Source organism: Streptomyces sp. NPDC039462, from assembly GCF_055639375.1.
In genome coordinates this window covers 1988054-2013143 of sequence record NZ_JBVKAO010000001.1, presented here as the reverse complement: position 1 = coordinate 2013143, position 25090 = coordinate 1988054, and the positions used below count along the sequence as shown (strand labels likewise).

Annotated in this window: 23 protein-coding genes and 1 riboswitch; of the genes, 10 read left to right on the top strand and 13 right to left on the bottom strand. The window is 70.4% G+C overall.

The features are described from left to right. Positions 1–70 precede the first annotated feature (70 nt). From ACZ7LU_RS08075 to ACZ7LU_RS08055, 5 genes are all read right to left on the bottom strand, one after another. Positions 71–838 (bottom strand): class I SAM-dependent methyltransferase, encoded by a 768-nt coding sequence (locus tag ACZ7LU_RS08075; RefSeq protein WP_471916091.1) that lies wholly within the window; start codon positions 836–838, stop codon positions 71–73. Positions 839–999: 161 nt separating this feature from the next. After that, the gene (locus ACZ7LU_RS08070) at positions 1000–1395 is read right to left on the bottom strand and encodes a four-helix bundle copper-binding protein (protein ID WP_398304067.1); all 396 of its coding nucleotides are present in this window, start codon (positions 1393–1395) and stop codon (positions 1000–1002) included. 73 nt (positions 1396–1468) lie between these two features. After that, complete coding sequence (locus ACZ7LU_RS08065; protein WP_471916090.1) at positions 1469–2347, bottom strand: carbohydrate ABC transporter permease; 879 nt, start codon at positions 2345–2347, stop codon at positions 1469–1471. Then, the gene (locus ACZ7LU_RS08060; protein ID WP_471916089.1) at positions 2344–3312 is read right to left on the bottom strand and encodes a carbohydrate ABC transporter permease; all 969 of its coding nucleotides are present in this window, start codon (positions 3310–3312) and stop codon (positions 2344–2346) included. The genes ACZ7LU_RS08065 and ACZ7LU_RS08060 overlap by 4 nt, the downstream gene beginning before the upstream one ends. A gap of 24 nt (positions 3313–3336) precedes the next feature. Beyond that, the gene (locus ACZ7LU_RS08055) at positions 3337–4656 is read right to left on the bottom strand and encodes an ABC transporter substrate-binding protein (RefSeq protein ID WP_471916088.1); all 1320 of its coding nucleotides are present in this window, start codon (positions 4654–4656) and stop codon (positions 3337–3339) included. A 267-nt stretch (positions 4657–4923) separates the two neighbouring features. Between ACZ7LU_RS08055 and ACZ7LU_RS08050 the strand changes: the two genes are divergently transcribed. Both ACZ7LU_RS08050 and ACZ7LU_RS08045 read left to right on the top strand, forming a co-directional pair. After that, a complete protein-coding gene (locus ACZ7LU_RS08050; RefSeq protein WP_471916087.1) occupies positions 4924–7353 on the top strand; it encodes a glycoside hydrolase family 2 protein in 2430 nt (809 codons plus the stop codon). Next, positions 7350–8387 (top strand): LacI family DNA-binding transcriptional regulator, encoded by a 1038-nt coding sequence (locus ACZ7LU_RS08045; RefSeq protein WP_471916086.1) that lies wholly within the window; start codon positions 7350–7352, stop codon positions 8385–8387. Before ACZ7LU_RS08050 ends, ACZ7LU_RS08045 begins: the two co-directional genes overlap by 4 nt. 9 nt (positions 8388–8396) lie before the next feature. Here ACZ7LU_RS08045 and ACZ7LU_RS08040 read toward each other — a convergent pair whose 3' ends face one another. The 3 genes from ACZ7LU_RS08040 to ACZ7LU_RS08030 form a co-directional block, all read right to left on the bottom strand. Further along, a complete protein-coding gene (locus ACZ7LU_RS08040) occupies positions 8397–9416 on the bottom strand; it encodes a LacI family DNA-binding transcriptional regulator (RefSeq protein WP_471916085.1) in 1020 nt (339 codons plus the stop codon). 90 nt (positions 9417–9506) lie between these two features. Beyond that, positions 9507–10865: a cellulase family glycosylhydrolase gene (locus ACZ7LU_RS08035; RefSeq protein WP_471916084.1), complete on the bottom strand. Its 1359-nt coding sequence runs from the start codon at positions 10863–10865 to the stop codon at positions 9507–9509. A 323-nt stretch (positions 10866–11188) separates the two neighbouring features. Next, entirely contained in the window at positions 11189–11500 is a 312-nt protein-coding gene (locus ACZ7LU_RS08030) for an SCO0607 family lipoprotein (RefSeq protein WP_471916504.1), read from the bottom strand. A 255-nt stretch (positions 11501–11755) separates the two neighbouring features. On the opposite strand from ACZ7LU_RS08030, the gene ACZ7LU_RS08025 reads away from it, so the two are divergent. Then, entirely contained in the window at positions 11756–12988 is a 1233-nt protein-coding gene (locus ACZ7LU_RS08025; protein WP_468559920.1) for a cytochrome P450, read from the top strand. Between the two features lie 28 nt (positions 12989–13016). On the opposite strand, the gene pstS is transcribed toward ACZ7LU_RS08025, so the two are convergent. After that, the gene (gene pstS / locus ACZ7LU_RS08020; protein WP_471916083.1) at positions 13017–14168 is read right to left on the bottom strand and encodes a phosphate ABC transporter substrate-binding protein PstS; all 1152 of its coding nucleotides are present in this window, start codon (positions 14166–14168) and stop codon (positions 13017–13019) included. A gap of 182 nt (positions 14169–14350) precedes the next feature. Here pstS and ACZ7LU_RS08015 point away from each other — a divergent pair, with 182 nt between their 5' ends. After that, the gene (locus ACZ7LU_RS08015) at positions 14351–15295 is read left to right on the top strand and encodes an MBL fold metallo-hydrolase (protein ID WP_471916082.1); all 945 of its coding nucleotides are present in this window, start codon (positions 14351–14353) and stop codon (positions 15293–15295) included. Positions 15296–15398: 103 nt separating this feature from the next. Beyond that, complete coding sequence (locus ACZ7LU_RS08010) at positions 15399–16022, top strand: MmyB family transcriptional regulator (RefSeq protein WP_471916081.1); 624 nt, start codon at positions 15399–15401, stop codon at positions 16020–16022. Positions 16023–16083: 61 nt separating this feature from the next. Here ACZ7LU_RS08010 and ACZ7LU_RS08005 read toward each other — a convergent pair whose 3' ends face one another. Together ACZ7LU_RS08005 and ACZ7LU_RS08000 are read right to left on the bottom strand one after the other, a co-directional pair. Further along, entirely contained in the window at positions 16084–16836 is a 753-nt protein-coding gene (locus ACZ7LU_RS08005; protein ID WP_471916080.1) for an SDR family oxidoreductase, read from the bottom strand. Beyond that, positions 16833–18068 (bottom strand): acyl-CoA dehydrogenase family protein, encoded by a 1236-nt coding sequence (locus ACZ7LU_RS08000; RefSeq protein ID WP_468084438.1) that lies wholly within the window; start codon positions 18066–18068, stop codon positions 16833–16835. Before ACZ7LU_RS08000 ends, ACZ7LU_RS08005 begins: the two co-directional genes overlap by 4 nt. A 139-nt stretch (positions 18069–18207) precedes the next feature. On the opposite strand from ACZ7LU_RS08000, the gene ACZ7LU_RS07995 reads away from it, so the two are divergent. Next, positions 18208–19149, top strand: coding sequence for an alpha/beta fold hydrolase (locus ACZ7LU_RS07995; protein ID WP_471916079.1), 942 nt, complete (start codon positions 18208–18210; stop codon positions 19147–19149). Positions 19150–19203: 54 nt separating this feature from the next. Continuing rightward, positions 19204–19863, top strand: coding sequence for a TetR/AcrR family transcriptional regulator (locus ACZ7LU_RS07990; protein WP_471916078.1), 660 nt, complete (start codon positions 19204–19206; stop codon positions 19861–19863). Positions 19864–19890: 27 nt separating this feature from the next. On the opposite strand, the gene ACZ7LU_RS07985 is transcribed toward ACZ7LU_RS07990, so the two are convergent. After that, positions 19891–20856 carry a LysR family transcriptional regulator gene (locus ACZ7LU_RS07985; protein ID WP_471916077.1) on the bottom strand — a complete coding sequence of 322 codons (966 nt, stop codon included), beginning with the start codon at positions 20854–20856 and terminating at the stop codon, positions 19891–19893. Between the two features lie 55 nt (positions 20857–20911). Next, positions 20912–21787 (bottom strand): LLM class flavin-dependent oxidoreductase, encoded by an 876-nt coding sequence (locus tag ACZ7LU_RS07980; protein ID WP_398304047.1) that lies wholly within the window; start codon positions 21785–21787, stop codon positions 20912–20914. Positions 21788–21877: 90 nt separating this feature from the next. On the opposite strand from ACZ7LU_RS07980, the gene ACZ7LU_RS07975 reads away from it, so the two are divergent. The 3 genes from ACZ7LU_RS07975 to ACZ7LU_RS07965 all read left to right on the top strand — a co-directional run bounded on the left by ACZ7LU_RS07975 (position 21878) and on the right by ACZ7LU_RS07965 (position 24614). After that, positions 21878–22405 (top strand): GNAT family N-acetyltransferase, encoded by a 528-nt coding sequence (locus tag ACZ7LU_RS07975; RefSeq protein WP_471916076.1) that lies wholly within the window; start codon positions 21878–21880, stop codon positions 22403–22405. 83 nt (positions 22406–22488) lie between these two features. Then, positions 22489–23658: a hypothetical protein gene (locus tag ACZ7LU_RS07970; protein ID WP_471916075.1), complete on the top strand. Its 1170-nt coding sequence runs from the start codon at positions 22489–22491 to the stop codon at positions 23656–23658. Between the two features lie 158 nt (positions 23659–23816). Beyond that, a complete protein-coding gene (locus tag ACZ7LU_RS07965; RefSeq protein WP_471916074.1) occupies positions 23817–24614 on the top strand; it encodes a hypothetical protein in 798 nt (265 codons plus the stop codon). 91 nt (positions 24615–24705) lie between these two features. After that, positions 24706–24926: riboswitch (cobalamin riboswitch) on the top strand. The last annotated feature ends 164 nt before the right edge of the window (positions 24927–25090 follow it).

Below are 25090 nucleotides of genomic sequence, written 5' to 3'. Positions count from 1 at the left end.
GTTCACGTGCGAGTCGGCGGACGCGTCGGGCTCGACTCCGTCCACCGACCAGTAGTCGGCCGCGACCGCCTCAAAGTTCCCGGGTGTTCACGGCCGGTTCGGGGCGGGTGCCGCTCACCACCAGGCGCTTCGAGTGGTTGTCGTAGGGGCCGCCGTCGAAGTCGCCGTAACAGCGCACGTCGGTGAAGCCGACCGCCTCGAAGAGCGAGCGCAGTTCGGCCGCGCTGTAGAGGAAGGAGGTGAGGGACGACTCGCGCGCCTGCCCGTCCCGCACCAGCGTCCAGTCGGTGCGCAGCCGGGTCCAGCTGTCCAGGACGGTGTCGCGCTGCACGACGTAGGCCCCGCCGTCGAGTTCGACGACCTGCGGCCGGCCGATCCAGCCCGCGAGGACCTCCTTGCCCATCACGTCGACGAGGAGCCGTCCGCCCGGTACGAGGGAGTCGTGGGCGTTGCGCAGCACGCGCTCGTTGTCGAGCGGGTCGTCGAAGTAGCCGAACGAGGTGAAGAGGTTGAGCACCACGTCGTACGTCTCCGGTTCGACGTGGGTGAGCATGTCCGCCCGCACGAGCCGGACGTCGACGTCGGCGGCCGCGCACGCCGCCTCGGCCTGCTTCAGCATGGCCGCGCTGAGGTCGACCCCGGTCACCGCGCAGCCGCGGCGGGCCAGCGGCACCAGATAGAGGCCGGGCCCGCAGCACAGGTCGAGCACCCGGGTGCCGGCCGGGAAGTCGAGCAGCGGCGCCCCGGTGACCAGGGTCTCGACCTCCGTGCGCCTGCGCTCGGAGAACATGGTCTCGGAGAAGTCCGACCAGAATCCGTCGTCCTCGTACCAGTGCATACAGCTGCTACCTCGTTCCACTGCGTGGTGCGCGCGGAGTGCGCGGGGCTCTGGTGCAGTGGTCGGACGGAGAGCCGTTCTGGTTCCCGACGGGTCGGTGGTCACGTGATCCCGGTGGCCACGCAGCCTCCGGTGCTCAGCCCGGTGTGGTCAGGAAGTGCTCAGCCCAGTGTGGTCAGGAAGTCGTCGCACGCCTTCGCGCAGCGGCGGCAGGCGTCGGCGCAGCGGGCCGACGTGGAGTCGAGGTCGCAGAGGGAGGCGCACTGGAGACAGATCTCGCGGCACCACTCGACCTGCATGCGCATCCGCTGCTCGTCCTGGTCGGGCTGTTCGGCGAGGATGCGGGAGGTCGCGTCGCACACGTCCGCGCAGGCGGTGTTGAGCCGGGGCCCGTCCCCGCACTCGGCCGGGCCCTGGCGCACGGCGCAGGCGCGCACGCAGTCGTCGCAGGCCTGGGCGCAGGCGAAGCGGTCCTCCAGATAGCGGACGAGGTCCTGGTGGCTCAGCTCCTCCCGCTGCTTCGTCGGCGGGGCTGCGGGCACAGGCGTGGCTGTCACGGGGACCCCTCCCTTCGGTCCCGCACGGGTAGCCGCCACGTGCCGGATGAAACCAGCCGTTCCCCGCGGCCGCCTACTTCGTGGCTCCTTGGGAGAACCCGTTGTAGATGTAGCGCTGGAGGAAGAGGAAGAGGAGCAGCGTCGGCAGGATCACGAGGATCGCCCCGGCGGAGATGTTCTCCCAGTGCGCGCCGAAGGGCCCCTTGAAGCGGAACAGGGCGGTGGAGATCGTCCCCTTGTCCTCGGACGGCATGTAGAGGAAGGGGATGTAGAAGTCGTTGTACGTCGTGATGCCCTTGACGATGACGACGGTCGCGATCGCCGGCTTCAGCAGCGGCAGGATTATCTTGCGGTAGATGGTGAAGGTGTTCGCGCCGTCCAGCCGGGCCGCCTCGTCGAGCGAGGTGGGAATGGACCGGATGAACTGCAGGAAGATGTAGATCGACACGATGTCGGTGCCCATGTAGAGCAGGATGGGGGCCCACCGGGTGTCGAACAGGCCGAAGCTGTCGACCACTTGGAAGGTCGCCACCTGCGTCGTCACTCCGGGGACGAGCGTGGCGATCAGGAACAGTGCCATGACGGTCTTCTTGAGGCGGAACTCGAAGCGGTCGATCGCGTACGCCGTCATGGAGCCAATGAGCACGGTGCCGGTGATCGAGAAGACCATGATGAACGCCGTGTTCCCGAACGCGGTGAGCATCTTGCCGTCGTGGAAGGCGGTCGCGTAGTTGGAGACGTTCAGCCAGTTCCGCGGAAGGCTCATCGCGCCGCCGTCCGTCACCTCGCGGGAGGTCTTGAGCGAGGTCAGGAAGACGACGACCAGCGGGATGAGCACCACGAGCGAGGCGACGACCAGCGACAGGTAGGTCAGGGCCGGGCCGACGCGGGGCCGCGGCCGTGACCGCTCGATGCCGCGGAGCCGCTTGCCGGGAATGGTCGGCGTGGTCATACGAGGTCCACCTTGTCGTCGGGCACGAGCCGGCGCTGGATCCAGGTGACCAGCAGGATGATCAGGAGCAGCACGACGGCACAGGCCGAGGCCAGGCCCGTCTTGTTGAACTGGAAGGCGAGCTTCACCGTCTGGATCACGAACGTCGAGGTGTCGGTGGCGCCGCCGGTCATGATGTACGGGATCTCGAAGACGGCGAGCGAGCCGGAGATCGCCAGGATGACGCTGAGGCTGAGCACGGGCCGGATGCTCGGCGCGATGATGTGCCGGAACTGCTGCCACCGGGTGGCGCCGTCCAGTTGGGCCGCCTCGTACAACTCACCGGGGATGGACTGGATCGCCCCGAGGAAGAGCACGAAGTTGAGGCCGGTGAAACGCCACACGGAGACCCCGGCGAGCGAGGTGCTGGCCGACTCGGGGTCGCCGAGCCAGGCGTGGTCGCCGCCGACGCCGAACCAGGACAGGATCGAGTCGAGGGTGCCGCCGTCCTGGAAGAAGTAGAGGAAGACGAAGCCGATGGCGACGCCGTTGATCAGGTAGGGGAAGAACAAAATTCCCTTGAAGAGGTTCCGGAAGCGCAGATCGAAGCTGAGCACCGTCGCGAAGTACAGCGCGATCACGATCTGCACGGCGGACGCGGCCAGGTAGTAGAAGCTGACGAAGAAGACCCGGAACAGCTCGGGCCGCGTGAACAGCTGCCGGTAGTTGTCGAGTCCGGTGAAGTTCCGGTCCGGGCTGACCCCGTCCCAGTCCGTGAAGCTGTAATAGATCATGTTGCCCACGGGGACGTAGGTGAACGTGACCAGCAGCGCCAGCGGCGCGAGCAGGAACAGCCACGGGGTGATCCGCCGCAGCGGACGGTCGCGCCAGGAGCGGGTGGGCGCGACGGAGCGGCCTGCGCGGCGGCGGGGGGCGGCCAGGGGCGGTTGCGGTGTAGGCGGCGCTTTGGACGTGGTGTCGGTCATGGGGCGGCGGCCTCTCGTGTTCGATCAGGAACCGACGGCCGCGGCCGCGTCGGCCCAGCGCTCGTTCAAGTCGTCGAAGTACCCCCGCAGATCGCCGTCCCGTGCGCCGCGGGCGATGTCGACGAGCTTCTGCCGGTAGTCCTGCTTGGCGAGGCCGATCTCGGCGGCGTTGTCGATCGCGTTGACGTCCTCGGTCCTGGCCTCGGACCGCTCGACCAGCTTGACATCGTTGTCCAGGTAGGGCTTGAGGACGTCGGGCAGCTTGGTGGCCTTCAGGGCGGAGACACCGCCCTCCTTCGCGGCGAAGCCGGACTTCTCGGTGAACCAGTCGAGCCAGGCGCGTGCGGCGCCCTTGTTGTCGGAGTGCGCGTTGACCGCCAGCTGGTAGTCCGAGAGCAGCGTGGCGCAGAACCGGCCGCCCTTCTGGACGGGGAAGGGCATGAAGCCGATGTCGTCGGGGTTCTCGCCCGCCTTCTTCGCGGCGTCGCGCAGCTGGTTGATGGCCCAGGAGCCGAGCAGCATGCTGCCGATCTCACCCTTGGCCAGCTGCGCCTTGGAGCTCTCCCAGTTGGTGGTGGTGGGGTCCTTCTCGGAGAGCCCGCCGTGGACGATGTCGTGCAGCAGAGTGTCGATCACGTGGAGATCGCTGCCCTCGGCCCACGGCTTGTCGGAGGTGGCCAGGGCGTCGGATGCCTTGGCGTCGCAGCTCGCCGAGCCGATGCTGTTGGTCCAGGGGCTGCTCAGCGGCCAGCCGTCCTTGAAGTTGGTGTAGTAGGGCGTGGCACCCGTCTTGTCCTTGACCCTCTTCAGGTCGTCGAGGAACTGTGCGGGAGTGGTGGGCCAGTCGGTGATGCCGGCCTTCTTCCACAGGGCCTTGTTGTAGACGAGGCCGTTCGCGGTGCCGAAGTTGGCTATGCCGTAGGTCTTGCCACCGACGTCGGTCTTGCCGGTGAAGCGGTACTTCCGCTCCATCGTCGGGGTGTCGCCCAGCGGGGCGAAGAACTTCGGGTAGTCGCCCTTGGCGATCACGGCCGGGATGGAGAGGACGTCACCGTAGTTCTCCGTGTTCATCCGGATCTTGATCTCGCCCTCGTAGTCGGTGATGCCCTCGAACTCGACCTTCACCTCGGGGTAGATCTTGTTGAACGCGGCGGCGTACTTCTTCATCGTGCCGTCCTGCACGAGATCGGTGCGGTGGGTGAGCATCGTGACGGTGCCCGACACCTCGTCCGCGTCCGAGGGGGCGGTGGCCGTCTCGGTGGACGGCGCCCCTCCCCCGCCGCACCCCGCGACGGTCAGCATCGCGGTGGCGAGCAGCGCGGCGCTCAGCGGCTTCCTCCTCATGTGCCCAACTCCTTTCAAGGGTTACGGCTCAGGCCCCAGCGGCTGACGGCACTATGTCAGCGATCCGTGAACCGGTAAAGCTCTGATTTCCGGCGCGATACCCGATCGTTACCCGCTGGCGCACCTGTAGTTGGCGGTCCCCGCGCCACCTGCCACGATGTGAGCGTCCTCGATCGCCTCGAATTACTGGACCGGTTAACCACCACGAGTTAAGTTGACCGGCATCGCATCCGAGCAGGGCCTGCGCCTGTCCGATTGGAGCCACACATGAAGGACGTCACCCAGCTGACGGAAGGCTGGAGTCTCAGCCATGAGGGGGCGCTCCTCGACGCCCGCGTCCCCGGCTGCGTCCACACCGATCTGCTCGCCGCGGGCCTCATCCCCGACCCCTTCCTCGGCACGAACGAGATCGACATCGCCTGGGTGGGACGGCGGCCCTGGACATACAGGCACCCGTTCGACGCCGACGGGGCCTTCGCGGAGGAGCACGAGCGGACCGACCTGGTCTTCGACGGACTCGACACCGCCGCCCGCGTCACCCTGGGCGGCCGTGAGCTGGGGAGCACCCGCAACATGCACCGCTCCTACCGGTTCGACATCACAGGCCTCGACGGTGAGCTGCGCGTGGAGTTCGCCTCCGCCTATGCGGAGGCGGCGGCCGTCCGGGAGGCGGTCGGAGAGCGCCCGAACGTCTATCCGGAGCCGTTCCAGTACATCCGCAAGATGGCGTCCTCGTTCGGCTGGGACTGGGGGCCGACCGTGGTGACGGCCGGTATGTGGCGCCCGGTGCGGCTCGAACACTGGTCGACGGCGCGCATCGCCCGGGTCAGGCCGCTGGTGACCGTCGACGGCGGCGCGGGGCGCATGGAGCTGCGGGTCGATCTGGAGCGCACCGCGCGGGGCGCGGACCAGCGGCTCGTCGCGCGCGCCACCGTGGCGGACGTCGAGGCGCGGGCCGATGTCCAGGGCGACGCCGTCACTCTGGTGCTCGACGTGCCGGACGTACGACTGTGGTGGCCGCGCGGGTACGGAGAACAGCCCCTGTACGACCTCGAGTTGACCTTGTGCGCCGCAGACATCCCGCTCGATGCGGACGTCCCGCTCGACGTGTGGCGCCGCCGGGTGGGCTTCCGCACCCTGGAGCTGGACCGCACCGCCGACGAACACGGCACCGGTTTCACCTTCGTCGTCAACGGCGAGCGCCTCTTCGTACGCGGCGTGAACTGGATACCCGACGACGTCCTGCCCTCCAGGGTCACCCCCGAGCGCTACCGCACCCGCCTCGCCCAGGCCGCCGACGCCAACATCGACCTCATCCGCGTCTGGGGCGGTGGCATCTACGAGGACGACGCGTTCTACGACACCTGCGACGAACTCGGCCTGATGGTCTGGCAGGACTTCCTGTTCGCCTGTTCCGCCTATCCCGAGGAACAGCCGCTGCGCGGCGAGATCGAGGCCGAGGCCCGCGAGAACGTCGTACGCCTCATGCCGCACCCCAGTCTCGTGGTGTGGAACGGCAACAACGAGAACCTGTGGGGGTTCCGCGACTGGGAGTGGGAGGGCCAACTCGCGGGCGAGTCCTGGGGCGAGGGGTACTACCTCGGGCTTCTGCCGCGCGTGGTGGCCGAGTTGGACCCCTCGCGCCCCTACACCCCGGGCAGCCCGTGGTCGGGGTCGTGGGACCAACACCCCAACGACCCCGATCACGGAACGTACCACTCATGGGAGGTGTGGAACCGGCAGGACTACACGGAATACCGCGCCGAAGTACCGCGGTTCGTCGCCGAGTTCGGCTGGCAGGCGCCCCCGGCGCTGGCCACACTGCACCGCGCCCTGCCGGGCGAGGAGCTCGCACCGGACTCCCCCGGCATGCTGCACCATCAGAAGGCCGAGGACGGCAACGGCAAGCTGAACCGCGGCGTCGCCCGTCACTTCGCCCTGCCCGAGGGCGACTTCGACCGCTGGCACTACCTCACCCAGGTCGTCCAGGCCCGCGCCGTCGCCACCGGCATCGAACACTGGCGGGCCAACTGGCCGCGCTGCGCGGGCACCGTCGTGTGGCAGCTCAACGACTGCTGGCCGGTCAGCTCCTGGTCCGCCGTGGACGGCGACGGCCGGCTCAAGCCGCTCCACCACGAACTGCGCCGCGTCTACGCCGACCGTCTCCTCACCCTCCAGCCGGGCGCCGACGGTCCCGAGCTCGTCCTCGCCAACCAGGGCGCCGAGCCGTGGACGACCACCGTCACGCTGCGTCTGATGCGCACCGACGGCACCCTCGCCGAACGCCTTTCGCTCGGCCTGACCGCACCGCCCCGCGAGGTGCTGCGGCTCCCGGTCCCGCCGGAGGCCGTCCCCGCGACGGGCTCCGCCAAGGAGTACCTGGTCGCCGACGCCGACGGACTGCGCGCCGTTCAGCTGCCCGTGCGGGACAAGGAGTTCGACTATCCGGAGCCGCGCTACGACATCACCGTCACGACCGTGGGCGGCGACCGCGACACGGTGGACGTCGTCGTGACCGCGCAGACCCTCGTGCGCGACCTGCTGCTCCAGTCCGACCGCATCGCCCCCGACGCCACGGCCGACCGCGGCCTGATCACGCTGCTGCCCGGCGAGCGGACCCGGATACGCGTGCGGGGCGCGCGGGGCGCCGGGGCCAACACCGTCCGGGCCGCGCTGTTCTGCGTGGAACCGGCGTGAGCGCTCCCCCGCGGCGCGTCACCATCAAGGACGTCGCGGCTGCCGCCGGCGTTTCCAAGGGCGCGGTGTCGATCGCGTTCAACCACAAACCCGGGCTCTCGGAGCCGACACGCGAACGCATCTTCGCCGTCGCCCGGGAGCTGGGCTGGGCGCCCGACTCCTCCGCCAGGAACCTGTCCACCCGGAGAACCGACACCATCGGCCTCGCCCTGTGCAGGCCGGCCCGGCTGCTCGGTCTCGAACCGTTCTACATGGAGTTCATCTCCGGCATCGAGAGCGTGCTGGCCGAACGGTCCTGCTCCCTGCTGCTCCGCCTGGTCAGCAGCCTGGAGGAGGAGGTCGCCCTCCAGGAGACGTGGTGGCGGGAGCGGCAGATCGGCGGCTCCATCCTGGTCGACTTCCACCGGGACGACCCGCGCGTCGAACCGCTCAGACGGCTCGGCCTCCCCGCGGTCGCGGTCGGCCATCCGGACCTGACCGGGGGCATCCCCTCGGTGTGGACCGACGACGCCACCGCCGTGGCCGAGGCCGTCCGCTACCTCGCCGCCCTGGGCCACCGGCGCATCGCACGCGTCGGCGGCCCCACGGGCCTCGGCCACAGCGCCATCCGGGAGCAGGCGTTCCAGGCCACCCTGCGCGCGTTGCACCTGGAGCCGAGTCCGCAGGTTGCGACCGGGTTCGCCGGTGAGGAGGGAGCACGTGCCACCCGCTCGCTGCTGCTGCGCCCCGACCGTCCGACCGCCATCGTCTACGACAACGACCTGATGGCCGTGGCGGGTCTCGGCGTCGCCGCCGAGATGGGCGTCCCGGTGCCGGAGGAGCTGTCGCTGCTCGCCTGGGACGACTCCCAGCTGTGCCGGCTCACGCATCCGACGCTGTCGGCGATGAGCCACGACGTGTACGGCTTCGGGGCCGAGGTCACCCGCGAGCTGTTCGCCGTCATCGCCGGCCGTGCGGTGTCCGCCCACCCGGTCTCGACGCCTTCGTTGACGCCGCGCGCGTCCACGGCGGCGCCGCGGCAGCCCCGGACCTGAGCCGTACGTCTAGGCGTGCCGCGGCGGGCTCGTGCTCGCCCTGGGGACCAGCCTGGCGGCCGTGGCCTGGCTGTTCTCGACGGGTTCGCCGTCGACGGCGGCCAGCAGGGTCCGTGCGGCGCAGGCACCGTACTCGGCGATGTCTCTCGTCAGGGCGGTGAGTTGCGGGCGCACGACCTGGGTGAAGGGCGAATCGTCCCAGGCGACCAGGGACAGGTCGCGCGGCACCTCCAGGTTCAGCTCCTGTGCGACCGAGAGGCCGGCGACCGCCATGATGTCGTTGTCGTAGACGATCGCCGACGGGCGTTCCGCGGCGATGAGGAGCTTGCGGGTGGCCCGTGCTCCCTCGTCGCCCGAGTAGTCGGTGTGCACCACGACGGGCGCGGGCAGACCGGCGTCGCGGCAGCCCGCCTCGAACGCGGTGTCGCGCACGGTCGTGTGCGCGAGCTTCGGCAGACCCGCCACGCGCGCGATGTTCCGGTGCCCGAGAGCCGACAGATAGGCGACGGTCTCGTGGATGCTCGCGCCGTCGTCGGACCAGACGGCGGGCACCGCGCCGGCCGCCTCGGGCGGGCCGAGCGCCACGGCGGGCAGGTCCATGGCCGCGAAGGCCGGCACGCGGATGTCGTCGTCGTGCAGGTCCACGAGGAGCGCGCCGTCCACCCGGCCCTCGCCCCACCAGCGGCGGTACAGCTCGATCTCGTCGTCGTGGCTGGTGACGGTCTGCAGCATGAGCGCGATGGACCGCGGCGCCAGCTCGGACTCGATGCCGCTGATCAGCTCCATGAAGAACGGCTCGACGCTGAGGGTGCGGGCGGGCCTGCACACGGCCAGGCCCACCGCGCGGGCCTTCGCGCCGTTGAGGGCGCGCGCGGCGCTGCTCGGCCGCCAACCCACGTCCCGCGCGATGGCCTTGATCTTCGCCCGGGTCTGCTCGGAGACACCGGGCTGGTCGTTGAGGGCGTAGGACACCGCGACCTTCGAGACGCCCGCGCTGCGCGCGATGTCCGCGATAGTCGGCCGTTTCATGCGCCCTCCTGCTGGACCGGTTCCGCACTTCAGCGGCCGACCTTACCGGCCGCCCGCCGAAGTGCGCTCATCCGGTCGCGGAACCAGGATTCAGGCGGTGGTGCAGGTCTTGCCGTCGAGGGTGAAGGTGCTCGGTGCGGCGTTGTGCCCGGTGGAGGACCCGTTGAGGCCGAAGCTCACCGACCCGTCGGCGGGAATGGTCTTCGTCCAGGACTCGGACGTGACGTGTACGCGGGCGCCATCCTGGGTCGCCTTGGCGTTCCACACCGACCGGATCCTCTGCTGTCCGGTGAAGGCGAAGTCCAGGCTCCAGCCGTCGACCGGCTGCCGGGACGTGTTGCGGACGGTGATGTCGGCGTTGAAGGAGTCGCCCCAGTCGCTGAGGCGGTAGGTGACAGCGCAGGCGCCGCTCCCGCCGCCGTCTCCGGGGTCGGCGAAGACGCCGGCCTCCTTGGCGGTGGCCTTGATGCCGTTGGCGCCGTCGAAGAGGCGCTTGCCCCAGTCGGAGAGCTGGTTCGGGTCGAAATCCCGGACCAGGTCCAGATACTCGACACCGCCGCCGTTGCCGCTCCAGGACCAGCCCAGGTAGCCGATGCCCTGGGACTGGGCGGTGGCCATGATGGCACCCTCGTCTGGGTTGCCGTCGGAGTGCATGTCGCCGAACTCGCCTATCACGACGGGGAGTTTGGCCTTGGTGAAGCGGTTCAGGTAGTCGCTGACCTCGGCCGGGGTGTCGTAGACGCCGTACATGTGGATGTCGAAGACGGTGTTCTTGTCCGGGTCGGCGGCGAAGACACCGGCGGCGTTGTCCCGCATGGTGAAGGACCAGTCCTGGCCCCAGTTCGGGGCGTCGACCATCAGGGTGTGGTCGAGGCCGCCGTCGCGCAGCCGTCCGATCGCGTTCTTGGTGGCATCGGTCCAGGCCGTGTAGCCGGTGTTGCCGAAGGGCTCGTTGCCGATGTTGACCAGCACGTACTTCTCCTGGCCGACGAGGGCGCCCTTCACGCTGAGCCAGTAGTCGACGGCCTCGGCGAGCGCGACCGCGGCGCCGGCCTCGCCGTAGCCGGTGGTGTCGTGGGCCTCCAGGACGCAGATGAGCCGGTTCTTCTTGCACTCGTCCACCACGTGGGCGACGTCGGCGGTGTCGTTCTTGGTCCACTGGTCGCCCGTGCTCAGCACGACACGTACGGAGTTGGCCCCCTTGGCCTTGATGTCCTTCAGCGCCTGGTCGGTCCTGCCCGGATACCAGGTGTGGGCGTGGTTGACGCCCCTCATGACGAACTCCTCGCCGTTGGCGTCCAACAGCCGTCCGTCCTGGATGTGGAAGCCGGGGGCCTGGGCGGCGTGGGCGGCCTCGGCGGCTTGGACGTTCGGGGTGGGGACGGTGAGGAGAGAAGCGGAGGCAGCGAGCAGGGCGCCTGCCGTGACGGCGGCTCGGGTACGTCTCATCTGGTGCTCCTGGTTCGATCGGGGCGCGCCCGACGATGGGCGTGAGGGGTCCCCGGGCCCGGCGACGGCCACGACACTAGAGGCCGCGGAAACCGAGCACAATGGTTCGAACGGAACCGGTTAAGTCGACGGAGCGCGGCCGCTGGGGCGGCGTGTCGGAGGAGGCGCGGCAGAACGCGCGAAGACGAGGAAGGCCCCGCCGCGACGGGGGAGACACGGCGGGGCCCAACAGTCGAGTGCCCGCTGAGGAGGCGCTCACACCCACGCGTCGGAATGCGTTCCGATTTCCTCGGTCCGGGCGCGCCCCGCGAGCCACCGTCCGGTCACTGGCCTTCCTTCAGTTTGATGATCTTTCCGTTCTTGTCGAGCGTGTGGTCGCTCCAGTACGTGTCCCACTTGTCCCCCACATGCTCGGGAACCTTGCCCTCCGGGTAGCGGGCGTAGCCCTTCGGCGGCTCCTCCCCGTCAGGCTGGCACGTGGATCCGCTGCCGCCGACCCGCAGGACCGGATACTCCCCGCCGCCGCAGATCGCGTCCTCCGCGGAGCAGCCGGTCAGCAGCGCGGCGGCCGTCGCGCCCGCCAGTGCGAGCCCGACAAGGGATCGCGCGGATCGGCCGCCCGTCGCCCGCGACATCGGACGCGGACGCACTCGCGACACCGGACGGACTCGCATGCTGCCACCCACGGCTGACTCCCTCTCCACGATCACTTCGACTCTGTACGACCAGCTTGCGGGAGCCGCGCGGAGTGTTCATGAGTACGAGTACTCAGACCGGCGCGTGCAGACGATGCGCCACCGTGGGCCACACTGGCTCGATATGGCGTCACTCATGTGCCACTTCATGTGCCATGCTGACGTCACAGCGCTTCGTACCGGAGGGGAACACCGATGCAGAACGATTTGTCGACCGATTCCGTCAGCAGCTCGCACACACCTGTCGGCAGCTTTCCGACGTCCCGCGCCGAGGGCTGTCCTTTCGACCCGCCCGCCGAACTGACGCGGCTGTGCCGGGAGCGGCCGCTCACACGGCTGCGCTACCCCGACGGGCACCTGGGCTGGCTGGCCACCGGGCACTCCGCCGCCCGTGCGGTCTTGAGCGACCCGCGCTTCAGCTCGCGCTACGAACTGCTGCACATGCCCATGGCCATGGGGTTCACCGGTGAGCTGCCGCCCGCCCCCACGGGAGACCTCACGGGCATCGACGCACCCGAGCACACCCGCTACCGGCGGCTGCTCGCGGGCAAGTTCACCGTGCGCCGCATGCGGCTGCTCACGGAACGCGTCGAGCGGATCAGCACCGACCACCTCGACGCCATGGAGCGACAGGGCCCCGTCCTCGACCTGGTGCAGGCGTACGCGCGGCCCATCCCCGCCCTCATGATCTGCGAGCTTCTCGGCGTGCCCTACGCCGACCAGGACCTGTTCCAACGGCACACCGAGACGGCCATGACGCTGAGTTCCACCGAGGAGGAGCGCTACGCGGCCATGACCGCGATCGAGGAGTACATGCGGGAACTCGTCCTGCGAAAGCGCGCCGCCCCCACCGACGACCTGCTCAGCGATCTGACCGACAGCGACCTCACCGACGAGGAACTCACCGGCATCGGCGGCTTCCTGCTGGGCGCGGGGCTCGACACCACCGCCAACATGATCGCCCTCGGCACCTTCGCCCTGCTGACCCACCCGGACCAGCTCACCGCCCTGCGCACCGAGCCCGAACTCGCCGATCGGGCCGTCGAGGAGCTCATGCGGTACGCGACCATCGCGCAGACCGGGGTGCGCGCCGCGCTGGAGGACGTCGAGGTGGAGGGCGAGCTGATCAGGAAGGGCGAGTCCGTCGCCGTGTCGATGGAGGCCGCCAACCGCGACCCGGCAAGGTTCCCCGACCCCGACGTGCTCGACCTGCGCCGCAAGGCAGGCGGACATCTGGGCTTCGGCCACGGCGCCCACCAGTGCCTGGGCCAGCAGCTGGCCCGCGTCGAGATGCGAGTGGCCTTCCCCGCCCTCGTCACCCGCTTCCCGACACTGCGCCTCGCGGTCGCGCCCGAGGACGTACCGCTGCGCGAGGGCATGAACATCTTCGGGGTGCACGAACTCCCCGTCACCTGGGACGCTTCGTAGGCGGCGGCCCGGCGCCCGGGCATGTGCGTCAGGAGAGGGTGCGCACCACGTCGCGCACCTGGCCGGCGACGGACTCCGGCAGCGGCGCGTAGTTCAGCCGGGACAGGTCCTTCTGCCCTGCCTTGCTCGCGGTGTAGGTCAGGAAGGACTTGAGCGCGGGCAGGGTCTCCTTGTGGTTCCCCTTGTCGCACACGATCTCGTAGGTGACCTGGACGATCGGGTACGCGCCCGGAGTCGCGGCGCCGTAACGGAACTTCAGCTTCATGTCCTTGCCCTCGCCCGCGACGCGGGCGGCGGCCGCGATGCCGGCCGAGGCCGACCCGGGTGTCGGTGCGACCGGCGCGGGCGCCCCCGTGTCGATGCTCACGGTCTTTATCTGACGAGCCCGCGCGAAGGACAGCTCGAAGTAGCCGATCGCGCCGAAGCCGGAGGTCACCGCGGAGGCGACACCGCTGGATCCGCTCGCGGACGCGCCGCCCGTGCCCTGCCAGGCCTTGCCCACCGGGTGGGGCCAGGCGGCGGGGGCCGCGCCCGCGAGATAGGCCTGGAAGTTCTGCGTGGTGCCCGAGTCGTCGGACCGGTGCACGGGGCGGATGGGCATGGCGGGCAGCTCGGCGCCGGGGTTGAGGCGCCGGATCGCCGGGTCGTCCCACGCGGTGATCTTCCGGTCGAAGATCTTGGCGAGGGTCGGGGCGTCCAGCACGAGGTCGGTCACGCCGGGCACGTCGTAGCCGATCGCGATGGGGCCGCCGACCATGGGCAGGTCGATGGCCCGCCCGCCCCTGCAGACAGCCTTCGAGCGCTCGACCTCGTCGGGCTTCAGCGCGCTGTCGGAACCGCCGAACGCGGTGGCGCCCCGCAGGAACTGCGCGCCGCCCGCACCGGACCCGATCGGGTTGTACGCGATCCGCACGCCGGGGCACGCGGCCTGATAGTGCTTGATCCAGTACTTCATCGCGTTCTGCTGGGCGCTCGACCCGGTCCCCTGGACCTTGCCCGTGGCGGCACAGTCGATCCCCGCGACGGCGGCGGCACCGGCGGACGACGCCCCGCCCCCGTCGTCACCGCCGTCCCCGAGGACACCGCATCCCGTCAGTGACAGCGACAGCAGAGCCGTCAGGGAGACCGCGGTGCGCGCTCTCCCTCCTTGGTACGTACGTCCTGGACGTGGGCGTTGCAACGTTGTCCCCTCGGGGTACCGCGAAATGGATCTCAACCGGACCTCAGATGCTCGCCGATCCACGACGTCGCCGGGTAAATCCAGAGCGAACATCGGGCGACACCCCGTGGTACGGAGGTCGATCGGTAGGCTGAACATGACGCAGTGTGAGGTCATACGGTCACTTGGTACACAATGTCCGCATGAACTTACCCGACCAGCTCACTCCCGTACCCGGCGCCGACGGGCTCTTCCTCTGGGCTCCTGACGGCGCGGGCCGTTGGGGATACGCGAACTGCCTATGGATCGTCTCCGGCTCCGAGGCGGCAGTCGTCGACACCCCTTACGACGGCCGGCTGACCGAGGCGATGATCGCCGCGGCCCGGCCCCGGCTCGGCGACCGGACCGTGCGGACCGTGGTCAACACCCACGCGAACGGGGACCACACCTTCGGCAACCACCTGTTCCCCGGAGCGGAGATCGTCGCCACCCGCGCGGCGAGCGACCACCTCCACCACGAGCCGACCCCGCAACAGATGCACGCACTCGTGCAGGAATCGCCGCTCGACACCCCTCTGGGCCGGTACCTGCGCGAGCACTTCGGCGTCTTCGACTTCACGTCGGCCCGGCTGACCGAGCCCACCCTCACCTTCTCCGGCCGGTACGCGTTCACCGTCGGAGACAAGGAGGTGGAGCTGCACGAGGTGGGGCCCGCGCACCACGCCGGCGACCTCGTGGCCCGCGTCGGGGACGTCGTCTGCACCGGCGACATCTTCTTCCACGACGACCACCCCCCGCACTGGGCGGGACCGCTGCAGAACATCATCGACGCGTGCGAACTCGTCCTCGGCTTCAACCCACGGGTCGTCATTCCCGGCCACGGGCCGCGCACCGATCGGGCCGGACTCGAAGAGCACCTCGTCTACCTCCGCACCGTGCAACGCGAGATCCGGCTGCGCTTCGAGGCGGGGATGACGGCGGAGAAGGCGATGGAGGACCTGACCCAACGGGACTTCTACCCCCACCTGGGAATGCCCGAGCGCCTCATGATCGTGACCGCCCTCGAGTACAGCCACCTTCGGGGCGACTCGTCGCCGCCCGGTGTGCTCGACCTCGCCGGCCGAGCGGCGGCCTGGGTGTACCAGTAGTCCACCGTCCGTCGGCCACTCGGAAGCCCCGCCTCCGTTGTCGGCCGGCGCTGGCTACGCTTGTCCGGACGAGCTGTGATCGCACGGGGGCCGACACGATGTGATGCGAGGGGAACGACAAGTGCAGCCGGACGGGCAGGACTTACAGGGGTGGGCGCCGATGCATGGGGTCTGGCGGACGGTCGTCGAGGGAGTCACGGGTTCGATGGCCTACATCGCCGACCGGCGCTGGAACGTCGTGGCGTGCAACGCCGAGTTCGAAGGCCTCTTCCCGGACGGCCGGGCGCCGTCCAACATCATGCGGTGGATGCTGCTGGACGACCGGGCCCGTGAGGGCACGCTGCTGAACTGGGCCGAGGACTGGGCGCGGGGAGCCTGCCCGGCGCTCCGGCAGGCCGTCACGGACCACCCGGCCGACCCCGAACTCGTCGAGCTGGCCAGCGATGTCCGGTTCGACCCCGTCGCCGGGCCCATCTACCTGGCGACGGCGGCCTCGCGCGCCGTGCACCCCGACGGAGCCGTGCGCCGGGTCGACCATGCCGCGCACGGGCCGGGCTGGGTGATCGTGACTGCCGCGAACCCCCTCCCGGACATCGACGCGCGGTTCGTGATGATGCGGTTCCGGCCGGGCACGGTCCGTCCTCAACAGCCCCCGCCCCTGCGAGCCGGACACGCGTCGTCGCGTCCGGACGCGCTCGCCAGTACTCCTGTCACGTCAAGGAGTTGAGACGCCCGGTGGCTTGAGCACGCGCGTCGGTTCGGGGCGTCCGCCGGCCGTCATGGGTGGCTCACAACGGCCCGCCCCGGAGGAGCTGACCGCCGTCCACGACGAGTGTCTCGCCGGTGATCCAGCGCGCGCCGTCCCCCGCGAGGAACGCCACGGCCTCCCCCAGGTCCTCCGGTTCGCCAATGCGGCCGAGCGGGGTGGCCGCGGCGACCCGCGCCTCGTTCTCCTGCCAGAGCGCCTCGGCCAGTCTGGTGCGGACGACGCCGGGCGCGATGGCGTTCACCCGGACCTTCGGGCCGAGTTCCAGGGCGAGTTGCTTGGTGAGGTGGATGAGCGCGGCCTTGGAGACGTGGTAGATCCCGACGTCCTGGGCGACCGAGAGCCCGCCGATGGAGGCGGTGTTGACGACGGACCCGCCGTGCTCCCCCATCCACGCCTTCACCGCGAGCGACGTCCACAGGATCGGCGCCCACAGGTTGACGTCCATCGTCTTGGCGAAGCGCCCGTGGTCCTGGTCGATGACCGGGCCGTACGCGGGGTTCGTCCCGGCGTTGTTGACCAGGATGTCGAGGCTGCCGTACGTCGCGACGGTGTGGTCCACGCAGGCGCGCGCGGCGGCCTCGTCGGTGGCATGGGCGCCGAACCCCGCAACGCTGCCGCCCAGTTGGGCAGCCGCCTCCTTGGCGCGTTCCTCACTGCGCGAGGTGATCACGACCTGCGCTCCGCGGTCGCGCAGGGCGGCGGCCGCCGCGAGGCCGATGCCGCGTGACGCGCCGGTGACGACGGCGACCCTGCCGTCCAGCGGGCCGCTCATCGCGCGTTCCGCTCGGTCTCGCGGCGCCGCAGCTCGCGCAGCGCGATGGTGCGCTTGTGCACCTCGTCGGGGCCGTCGGCGAGGCGCAGGGTGCGCAGATGGGCGTACATGCTCGCGAGCGGGAAGTCGTCGCTGACGCCCCCGCCGCCGTGCACCTGGATCGCCCGGTCGACGACCTTCAGCGCGACCTCGGGCGCGGCGATCTTGATGGCGGCGATCTCCGTGCGGGCTTCCTTGTTGCCGACGGTGTCCATCAGGTGTGCGGCCTTCAGGGTCAGCAGCCGTGCCATGTCGATCTCGACGCGGGATTCGGCGATCCAGTCCTGGATGTTGGCCCGGTCGGCGAGCGGCGCGCCGAACGTCGTGCGCGACTGGGCGCGGTCGATCATCAGGTCGAGGGCGCGCTCGGCCATGCCGATGGTGCGCATGCAGTGGTGGATGCGGCCGGGCCCGAGCCTCGCCTGACTGATCATGAAACCGTCGCCCTCGCCCGCGAGCAGGGCGGTGCTGGGGACGCGTACGTCCTCGAAGAGCACCTCTGCGTGGCCCTCGCGGTCCTGGTAGCCGAAGACCGGCAGGTTGCGCAGGACCGTGACGCCCGGGGTGTCGAGCGGGACGACCATCATGCTCTGCTGCCGGTGGCTCGGCCCGTCGGGGTCGGTCTTGCCCATCACGATGAGCACCCGGCAGTTCTTGTGCAGGGCGTTGGATGTCCACCATTTGCGGCCGTTGAGGACGTACTCGTCGCCGTCGCGGACCATCCGCATCTCGATGTTGCGGGCGTCCGAGCTGGCGACGGCGGGCTCGGTCATCGCGAACGCGGACGCGATCTCGCCGGCGAGCAGCGGCTTCAGCCACTTCTCCTTGTGCTCCTCGGTGCCGAAGAGCGTGAGGACCTCCATGTTGCCGGTGTCCGGGGCGTTGCAGTTGGTGGCCTCGGGGGCGAGGTGCGCGCTGCGGCCCATGATCTCGGCCAGCGTCGCGTACTCCAGGTTGGTCAGGCCGGGGCCCCACTCCGGATGCGGGTGGAAGAGGTTCCACAGGCCCTGCTTCCTCGCCTCGGCCTTGAGCTCTTCCAGGACCGGCGGGTGGAAGTGCGGATCGCCCGACTCCGCCATCTGTGCCTCGTACACCGCCTCGGCGGGGTAGACGTGCTCGGCCATGAAGGCGAGCAGCCGCTCCTGGTACTCCTTGGCCCTGTCGGTCACGTCGAACACGCGTCGTCCTCCCATTGCGCCATCGCCCGCCTCGGATGCCGCCAACGTAATTGAATCCGGGTTCAACTTCAAGGGCGTCGGTGTCACCGTCCGAGGGGTGCCTGTATGTTTGAATCCAACGTCAAGTTCGCTGGTTTTGACGGAGGTTCCGCACATGCCGACACACATCCCGATCGCCGAGTGGGAGCGCGTCGCGACGCGCGAGGTCACCTCCGGCGACATCACCCTCCGCGTCTTCGACCACGGCGACGCACGACCGGGCAAGCCCCCCGTGGTGCTGTGCCACGGCTTTCCCGAGCTGGCGTTCTCCTGGCGGCACCAGATCTTCGCGCTGGCCCGGGCGGGGTACCGCGTCCTCGCCCCCGACATGCGGGGCTACGGCGGGAGCTCCCGCCCCGCCGACGTCGACGCGTACGACATCCTGACGCTCTGCGGCGACCTGACCGCGGTGCTCGACGACGTGGGCGCGGACGACGCCGTCTTCGTGGGGCACGACTGGGGTGCCATGGTCGTGTGGCAGCTGGCCCTGGCCCACCCGGAGCGGGTGCGCGCGGTGGCCGGGATGAGCGTGCCGGTGTCGCCGCGGCCGCCGGTGCCGCCCCTGCCGATCCTGCGCAAGCGCCTCGGCGAGGACTTCTACATGGTGTGGTTCCAGGAGCCCGGCGTCGCGGACGCGGCCCTGAGGCGGAACGTACGCAGGACACTCACCGCGAGGGAGATCTACTCCGCCCGCTGGGCCGAGCAGGAGGACGAGCAGTCGCCGCCCCCGCCGTGGCTCGACGACGAGGAACTCGCCTACTACGTTGACACGTTCGAGCGGACCGGGTTCACCGGCGGCCTCAACTACTACCGCAACCTCGACCGCAACTGGGAGCTCACCGAGCACCTCGCAGACCGGCGCGTCACGCAGCCCTCGCTGTTCGTCACAGGTTCCAAGGACCCTGTCGGCGAGTTCATGCCCGCGAAGGACCTCGACCTGATGCTGACCGATCAGCGCGGCCACATCGTGCTCGACGGCGCCGGCCACTGGATCCAGCAGCAGCGCCCCGACGAGGTGAACGCCGCTCTCCTCGACTTCCTCTCGGCGGTCGGCTGATAGCATCCGCTGCCACCGATACGTACAGTTTCGACCGACAGTGAATGGATCGCAGTGGCTGCCCAGGCCCCGGCCGCAGACGGCGGTCAGAAGCAACCGATCACGCCCCGCAGCGCCCGCGGCGTCAGGACGCGCAACGCTCTGATCGCCGCCGCACGCGAGGTCTTCGAGCGCGACGGGTACCTGGACGCCCGCATCACGGACATCTCCAAGGCGGCGCACGTCGCCTCCGGGTCGTTCTACACGTACTTCAACAGCAAGGAAGAGATCTTCCAGGCGCTCGTCGAGCAGGTGCAGGAGGAGATGCTCCACCCGCACCTGCGCGAGCGCACCGGCATCACCGATCCCCGCGAGCTCATCGACGCGTCGAACCGCGAGTACCTGCGCGCGTACAAGAAGAACGCCCGTCTCATGGCGCTGTTCGAGCAAGTCGCGCAGGTCGACGAGCAGTTCATGGCGTTGCGCATCGAGCGGGGCAACGCCTTCGCCCGGCGCAACGCCAAGCTGATCCGGACCCTCCAGGAGAGCGGCCAGGCCGACACCGAGCTGGATCCGCTCATCACCGCGCACGCCCTGTCCGTGATGGTGAGCCGCATGGCCTACATGGTCTTCGTGCTCGGGCAGCGCATCCCGTACGAGCGGCTCGTCACGACGCTCAACACCATCTGGGCGAACGGCCTGCGACTGCGAGACCCGGCACCGCCCGGGGCCTGACCGACGGCGGGGTCCCCCCGCTCCTCGTCACCAGCCGCGCGCGGACTCCAGCAGGTGGTTCCTGACCAGGGCGACGTGCGGGTTGTCCGAGGAGCCCGGCCGCTGGACGAGATAGCCGGTGTTGATGGGCGGGTCGTCCGGGTCGTTCAGCAGGACCAGGGCCCCCGACGCCAGTTCGTCGAGGCACAGATAGCGCGGCAGCACGCTGAAGCCGACGCCGCCGACGACGGCGCCCTTGACCGCGCGCAGGTCGGGCATGGTGACGGCGGGCTTGCAGACCAGGCGCTTGCCGAAGACGTGCCGCCAGTAGCGGCGGACGATGGGCAGGTCCTCGGCGTACGCCACCAGGGGGACGCCGTGCAGCGCCGCGGGCCCGTCGGTGGCGATGCGGGCGGGCCCGCCGATCCGCTCCGCCCAGGCCGCCGAGGTGACCAGGACGAACTCCTCGTCGGCCAGGGGGACGGCGGCGAGCGCCCGGCCGCGGGGCCGGGTCGTGGCGATCAGCAGGTCGTGCCGGCCCGCCCGCATCTCCTCCAGGAGCTCCTCCGTCAGACCGGTCGCGGTCCGCAGCAGCACGCCCTTCTCCACCAGCGGGGCGAGGCGGGGCAGCACACAGTGGGAGAGGAGCTCCGCAGGGCCCGCCACGTGGACCGGCTCGGCGGAGCCGTCGCCGCCGTGGCCCGCGACCTCCGCGAGCGCGTCCAAGGGATCGACGATGCGGGACGCCAGCTCGTCGGCGAAGGGGGCGGGGGCCGCGCCGCGCGGCAGCCGCTCGAACAGCTCCCGGTCGAGCTGTCGCTCCAGGGAGCGGATCTGCGCGGTGACCGTGGGCTGGGACAGGCCGAGGAGACGTGCGGCCGCGGTGAAGGACCCGGAGCGGTAGACCGCCAGGAACGTGCGCAGCTGATTCAGGTCGAGCGGCGCGGCGCCCGGCACACCGCCCGGGGTCTCCTCCGCGGGCTCTCCCCCGGCATTCCCATTCCTCTTTCCCATGCTCAGGAGGTTACGGGTGTTTCCCATGCTCAGGAGGTTACGGGTGCTCAGGGGGTCAAGGGGTGACCAGCGGGCGCACGTCTTCCGTGACGAAGCGGATGAACCCCTCCGGGTCCGGTTCGTCGGCGGTGGGCTGCAGGACGACCGTGTCGGCGCCCGCCTCGGTCAGCTGCCGGACGGCCTTCGCGACGGCCTCGGCGTCCCCGGCGGCTCCGAGACCGGCCACCCCGTCCAGGCCTCCGCTCCGCTGCTCGGCACGGAGCCGGGCCTCGGCGTCGGGCCCGGTCGCGGTGAGGAGGTAGACCACCACGGGATGCGCTCCGTCGCGTCCGGCCGACTCCCGTCCCTCCGCGATGAGTTGCCGGGCCCGGCGCACCCCTTCGGGGGCCGTGCTCGCGTCCAGGACGGTGCCGTCGGCGGCCTCTCCGGTGAGCCGCACCGAGCGAGGGCCGCGCGCACCGGCGTAGACCGCGGGGGCCGACGCGGGCGGCCAGTCGAGCGCGACGTCGTCGAGGTGGACGTACCGCCCCCGCGTCGTGACGCGTTCGCCGGCCAGCAGGGCTCGCATCGCGTCGAGGTGCTCGCGCAGCAGGGTCAGCGGCGACTCGGCCCGCGCGCCCACCTGCCCCATCCAGTCCTGCACCCCGTGCCCGACGCCGAGCATGACGCGGCCCGGGAACAGCCGGTGCAGCGTGGCCGCCTCCATCGTGGTGAGGGCGACGTTCCGCAGCGGCACCGGCAGCAGGCCGACCCCCACCCGCAGCCGCTCGGACCACGCGAGGGCGGCGGCCGCGGTCGCGATGCCGCTCTCCAGGAAGCAGTCCTCCCAGAGCCACAGCTCGTCGAGGCCCGCGTCCTCGGCCGTGCGCACCATGGCACGCAGGCGCTCGGGGGGAAGCTGGGGACGGAACACCACGCCGAGAGTCGTCATGACGCCTTCCTATCCCGCTCCTCACCTGAGATCAACAGCCGTACCGGTAAGGGTTGTGGTGCACAAGATCATTACCTGAGGCTGATCGCCATGAGGCAGCACACCGAACAGATCACCGGCCGATCCCACGGCCAACTCACCATGGCCACCACCGGCGTTCGTCAGGCGGTCGAGGCCGACCTCCCCGAACTCGTACGCCTGCGGGCACTGCTCTTCGAGACCCTTGGCGGGGAGTACTTCAACCCCTCGGCAGAAGGGGACGACTGGCGCCACGACCTCGCCGCGGTACTGAAGGAGAAGCTGACGGCGGACGACGCGCGCATCGTCGTCGTGGACGGCGAACACGGCCTCGCCGCCTGCGGCATCGGCACCGTCGAACAGTGGTTCCCCGGCCCCCACAACCGCAACGGCCGGGTCGGCCACGTGATCGGCGTGGTCACCGACCCCGCGTACCGCCGGCGCGGCCACAGCCGCGCGATCATGCGGGCACTGCTCGACTGGTTCCGCGCGCAACGGGCCTCCCGCGTCGACCTGTACGCATCGGCCCAAGGGGAACCGCTGTACCGGGACCTCGGTTTCGTCGACCACCCCGACCCAGCGCTGTACTGGCGCCCCTGAAAACGGGCCGGGCGCCGTCAAAGGGATACCGGTCGCCGCCCCTCCGCAGCATGATGAGAGGGAGGCGAAACGGGGGTGTCGCCATGGCTGTCCGCTCCGGTCCCGGCGCCTTTCAGATGCCGGTATGGGCCTTTGCCGTCATCGGGTTCGTCCTGGTGGTGGGGTTGTTCTTCGGGATACGGGGAGTCGCGTCGCCCGACGGAGGGGCGCGGGGAGGCGGCGGAAGCTCCGCGGGCGGGAGCACCGGTACGGATACGGGCACCGTCGGTGGTGGCACGGGCGCCACGGGCGGGGGCGACACGACGGGCGGGACAACGGGTGGGCCCTCGGACGGATCCCCGGGCGGATCGACGGACGGGTCCTGGCAGACCGGTGGCAGGGACGGCGGCAAGAACGGCGGCACGAACGGAAACCAGGGCGGCGACGGTGACCGGGACGGCGGCGGAAACCGCGGGAACGGGAAGCCGCCCGGCTGGCTCCCGTGGGGGCCCAAGTCGCCGAACACCGACGAGGTACTCGAGCCGGACAGCGCCTACGACCTGCTCCAGCGCGGCGAGTGCCGTCAGGCGTACGAGGCCGCGACCGACCCCGGCAGGCAGCCCGACGGCTCGGCGACCCCGCAGTCCTGGAAGGTCATCGAGGGGCTTGCCGGGATCTGCAAGGCCGCCCAGGGCGAGAGGCAGGGGCTGGACATCGCGGCGAAGGCCGAAGCGGGGCTGCGCGCGGCCGGGTACCGGCCCGCGAACACCGACCAGTTGTGCAAGGACGGGGACGCCTTGGCGGTCCTGCAACGCTTCGTCGCCTACTACCAACGCCACCCCGCCGAACAAGTGGTGTTGCGCCCCGCCCCGGCGGGCGCCGCAGCGTGCGGCAACAAGATCTCCGCCACGGACGCGAGCGTCGCGCCGGGCTCGTCGATCGGCTTCTACGGCACGTGGCCCGACGCGCCGGCCACCGTGGAACTGCGCGCCGCGGAGCTGACGAACCCGATCTCCCTGGAGCCCTTCGGCGACGAGGACGACAAGGCGAGGTGCTGCAAGGACGGGACGGTATCGGTGGACCTTCCAGGAGCCGACCGTTTTGAGGGGCGGCGTCCGACGGCCATCGACGTGACGCTCGTGACGAAGAGCGGCGCCAGGGTGACGAAGCGGGCGGCGTTCACCCTCGACTGGAGCGGCGTCCCGCAGCCTCCCTCGCCCTCCTCCGGGTCATCCGCCTCCGCCTCGCCCACGTCCGACGCGCTGTCCCGATGAGTGAGCCTCCGGAGCCACGACCGGAACCCGAACCGGAACCGCCCGCCGACCCTGAGCCGGCACCCCGGCCCGCCCCCGCACCGGAGCCCACCCCGGCTCCTGATCCGGTTCCGGATCCGGCCCCTTCCCCGGCCCCCTCCCCACCCCCCATCGGCTGGTTGGAGCTCGTCGGCGCCATCGGCTCCCTCGTCACCCTCCTGACCGCGGTCCTCTTCTACTTCGGCTGGGCGAGCACCGACGCCGAGACCAAGGCCCTCGGGCTGCGCGACACCGTCTTCCACTTCTCCACCAGCGACTACCTGTTGCGCAGCGTCGGAGCCCTCTACCTCCCCGCCTGGTTCGCGGCGGGCGTCGCGCTCGGCACGCTCGGACTGCTGCGCTGGGCGGCGGGCGCACCGGAGCGGCTGGCCCGCGCCGTGCGCGTGCTGCGGTTCGCGTGGGCGGTGCCCCTCGTCCTCGTACCGCTGTATCCGCTCAACCCCTGGCTGTTCGACCTGTTGCTGCCGCTCACCGCGATCGGCGGCTTCGCGCTCAACGCGTACGCCCGCACCCGTGACCGCCGGGACCTGCGGCTCTGGGGGCTCACCCTCTTCATCTGCGTCCTGTCGCTGTTCTGGGCCGTGTCGACGTACGCGGCGATCGCGGGCCGCGGCCGGGCGGAGCTGACCGAGCGGACCCTGCTCAGCGACTTCCCGGCTGTCGCCGTCTTCAGCGAGAAGGATCTGATGATCCGCGGCGGCGGCAGCTGCTTCCGTCGCGTCACCGACAAGGGCAGCCAGTACGCGTACGAGTACGGCGGGCTGCGGCTGTTCCACGTCTCCGGAGACCGCGTCTTCCTCGTCCCCCGCTACTGGACGCCCGAGGACGGCACCCTCTACGTCCTCAAGGAGGGCCCGGGACAACGCGTCGACCTGCTCAGCGGGACCGGCCGCCGGGCACGGGAGTGCCGGGGATAGCCGATCCGGTGGGGCCACGCGTGTGGCGCCGCGTGTCGCACCTCACTTTTCGGATCCTGCCGTGACCCGGCCCACCGGTGGACGGCGTCGTAAAGTGATCAGCGCAGCTGGTTCGCCCCGTCCGCCAGGCGGGAGCGTCGCAAGAGGGAACCCGGTGGGAATCCGGGACTGCCCCGCAGCGGTGAGCGGGAACGACCGCCGTCACACGCACTGGGACCGGAGACCGGTCCTGGGAAGCGACGGCCAGTAGGCGTCCTCCCCCGTGAGGATGTGCCCGCGAGTCCGAAGACCTGCCCGCTGTCCGCGCGCGAACCGTTTCGGGCGCGGATATCCCGGTGACCTCGAGGGCGGGTCGGCGCACACATCGGACGGACGGCCGCGCCACCCGCGCGATCCCTCACCTGTCCGGTCGGTCGCCCCTTCGCGCTCTCGTCCCGTCCCCGGGATCTCAGGGATTCATCTCGCGAAGGAGATCT

What these genes read in the sequence shown, in the direction of transcription:
- ACZ7LU_RS08075 (WP_471916091.1), bottom strand. Translation starts at nt 838, where the DNA reads ATGCACTGGTACGAGGACGACGGATTCTGGTCGGACTTCTCCGAGACC.
- ACZ7LU_RS08065 (WP_471916090.1), bottom strand. Translation starts at nt 2,347, where the DNA reads ATGACCACGCCGACCATTCCCGGCAAGCGGCTCCGCGGCATCGAGCGG.
- ACZ7LU_RS08060 (WP_471916089.1), bottom strand. Translation starts at nt 3,312, where the DNA reads ATGACCGACACCACGTCCAAAGCGCCGCCTACACCGCAACCGCCCCTG.
- ACZ7LU_RS08055 (WP_471916088.1), bottom strand. Translation starts at nt 4,656, where the DNA reads ATGAGGAGGAAGCCGCTGAGCGCCGCGCTGCTCGCCACCGCGATGCTG.
- ACZ7LU_RS08050 (WP_471916087.1), top strand. Translation starts at nt 4,924, where the DNA reads ATGAAGGACGTCACCCAGCTGACGGAAGGCTGGAGTCTCAGCCATGAG.
- ACZ7LU_RS08040 (WP_471916085.1), bottom strand. Translation starts at nt 9,416, where the DNA reads ATGAAACGGCCGACTATCGCGGACATCGCGCGCAGCGCGGGCGTCTCG.
- ACZ7LU_RS08035 (WP_471916084.1), bottom strand. Translation starts at nt 10,865, where the DNA reads ATGAGACGTACCCGAGCCGCCGTCACGGCAGGCGCCCTGCTCGCTGCC.
- ACZ7LU_RS08030 (WP_471916504.1), bottom strand. Translation starts at nt 11,500, where the DNA reads ATGTCGCGGGCGACGGGCGGCCGATCCGCGCGATCCCTTGTCGGGCTC.
- ACZ7LU_RS08025 (WP_468559920.1), top strand. Translation starts at nt 11,756, where the DNA reads ATGCAGAACGATTTGTCGACCGATTCCGTCAGCAGCTCGCACACACCT.
- ACZ7LU_RS08015 (WP_471916082.1), top strand. Translation starts at nt 14,351, where the DNA reads ATGAACTTACCCGACCAGCTCACTCCCGTACCCGGCGCCGACGGGCTC.
- ACZ7LU_RS08010 (WP_471916081.1), top strand. Translation starts at nt 15,399, where the DNA reads ATGCGAGGGGAACGACAAGTGCAGCCGGACGGGCAGGACTTACAGGGG.
- ACZ7LU_RS08005 (WP_471916080.1), bottom strand. Translation starts at nt 16,836, where the DNA reads ATGAGCGGCCCGCTGGACGGCAGGGTCGCCGTCGTCACCGGCGCGTCA.
- ACZ7LU_RS08000 (WP_468084438.1), bottom strand. Translation starts at nt 18,068, where the DNA reads ATGGGAGGACGACGCGTGTTCGACGTGACCGACAGGGCCAAGGAGTAC.
- ACZ7LU_RS07995 (WP_471916079.1), top strand. Translation starts at nt 18,208, where the DNA reads ATGCCGACACACATCCCGATCGCCGAGTGGGAGCGCGTCGCGACGCGC.
- ACZ7LU_RS07985 (WP_471916077.1), bottom strand. Translation starts at nt 20,856, where the DNA reads ATGGGAAAGAGGAATGGGAATGCCGGGGGAGAGCCCGCGGAGGAGACC.
- ACZ7LU_RS07980 (WP_398304047.1), bottom strand. Translation starts at nt 21,787, where the DNA reads ATGACGACTCTCGGCGTGGTGTTCCGTCCCCAGCTTCCCCCCGAGCGC.
- ACZ7LU_RS07975 (WP_471916076.1), top strand. Translation starts at nt 21,878, where the DNA reads ATGAGGCAGCACACCGAACAGATCACCGGCCGATCCCACGGCCAACTC.
- ACZ7LU_RS07970 (WP_471916075.1), top strand. Translation starts at nt 22,489, where the DNA reads ATGGCTGTCCGCTCCGGTCCCGGCGCCTTTCAGATGCCGGTATGGGCC.